Here is a 1,638-nt window from a genome sequence, read left to right on the forward strand (position 1 = left end):
GGTCAAACCTGCCGCTTCTCGCGCACTACCGAGCGCACGACCGCAGCATCCACGCCGCCAGGCTGCCCAGCAAAGACGATCTGACTTTGGACGTCACCGGATAGCGAACCAGCGGCGCAGGCTATCGCGAGCCAGGGTGCGGCAGTGCCGGCATGCCCGACGGTCTGGTCGAGGTCTGTTGGCCGCGCAGTCAGTCCAAGATGCACGGCGGCCTCGCGCAACACACCGGCCTGCGTTGCATCGAGGCCTGTCTGCCAGCCGCCGYGAATCTCCGCGGCAGTGACATCGCCCCATTTCACGGCATGCGACAAAGCACCGTCCGACTGGTCGAACGGACCGCGTACCGGGCGATGCAGGCTTGCCTCAGACACCACTTGTAGCCGGCCGGCCTGTTCGCCTGGCATAAGAAGAAGCGCAACTCCCGCTTCCGCCGCACCGACGGGCGGCGTCTTGCTCAGCACTGGATACAGCTGAATGGCGACAATCAACCTCGCCTCGCGCCCTTCGCCGCCAGCAACCTGATCAAGCCAACCGTCGAGAACATCGAGGCCGGCGGGTTCAGTCTCCTCGGAGATGCGCGTATCTCGAAGCCGATGTTCTCGCCAGCACTCTTGCCAGAGCGCCACATGATCCTTGCGAGGCAATCCTCCCGACACCCATAGACAAACGCTAAGATCAACCCGCGACGGCAAGGACTGGATGCGGGTGGCAAGATCGGCAAGTAATTCCGAATACAACCATCGTGTCACCTCGCGATGACGACGAGCGTCTGCCTCCTTTCCACCAGGATCAAGCGGTACGCCAGGCACCACCAGCCAGCGTGCCTTTGTGGGTCCACTGTCGCTGGCGATCGGCTTTTGGGTCTCCAGCCTGACAGTACCTGACCGTATGGTGCTCGTTGCGTTCTCGCTCTGGTCAGACGAAAAACGATGGGCCGCACCGAGCAAGGCCAAGGGATGCGCCGCCAAGGCGAAGACGCGCTCGTTGTACCTGCGGATCACTTCGTTGCGCATCAGAACGTCAAGTCTGTGGCCCTCATGATGGCTATACCGGCGCAGGACTATCCACGCAGGTATCCCCATCGGAAACAGGATCAGGGTTGCCCAGAATTTCCACGTATGCGTGGGCAGATCTTTCGGCCATGACAGCAGGATCACGATTGCGCACGCCAGCGCCATGACGAGAAACACGATCGTCCAGATCAACAGCGACGGCGAACCGCCCGGCTCCGGCTCTTCCTTCGGCAAAAGCGAGAAATCAACAGCCATGGCATCCCGCGCAGCACGGACCGAGATTGGATTTCAATTCGTTCACTGCTCTCTTCTCCTGTTACTAAGTTAATGGCTTGGGGGGATGTCAGAATCCGTTTGGACGCGGGCGCAAGGTTCGCGAGACAACGTCCCAGAACGCAATGGCTTCGCCTTCGGTCAGTGATGCCGTCTTCTCAATACGATCCTGCAGCACGTTGTTGTAAGACCCCGTATCCAGTTCCAAGGTGATCAAGGGCGTTTGCGCACTGCCGATCCTGGAATTCGCCTCCAGCGCCAGATGGTGTCCAGGTACATCTCGCGTGGTCATCCCCGCCATCAGCCATTCMTCTGYCGRCAATCCAGGCAAGTCCACCGGGCCCTTTCGAAG

At 60.6% G+C, this 1,638-nt stretch carries 2 protein-coding genes; both read right to left on the reverse strand.

What is annotated here, in order from left to right; all coding sequences use genetic code 11:
* Positions 1-2 precede the first annotated feature (2 nt).
* Positions 3-1,268 carry a hypothetical protein gene (locus tag AC1DS3_RS38425; RefSeq protein WP_477129337.1) on the reverse strand — a complete coding sequence of 422 codons (1,266 nt, stop codon included), beginning with the start codon at positions 1,266-1,268 and terminating at the stop codon, positions 3-5.
* An 88-nt stretch (positions 1,269-1,356) separates the two neighbouring features.
* Positions 1,357-1,638 (reverse strand): T6SS immunity protein Tli4 family protein (locus tag AC1DS3_RS38430; protein WP_477129338.1); only part of this gene is annotated, 282 nt, incomplete at its 5' end.

The sequence above is a fragment of the Cupriavidus sp. 01L46 genome (genome assembly GCF_056399905.1).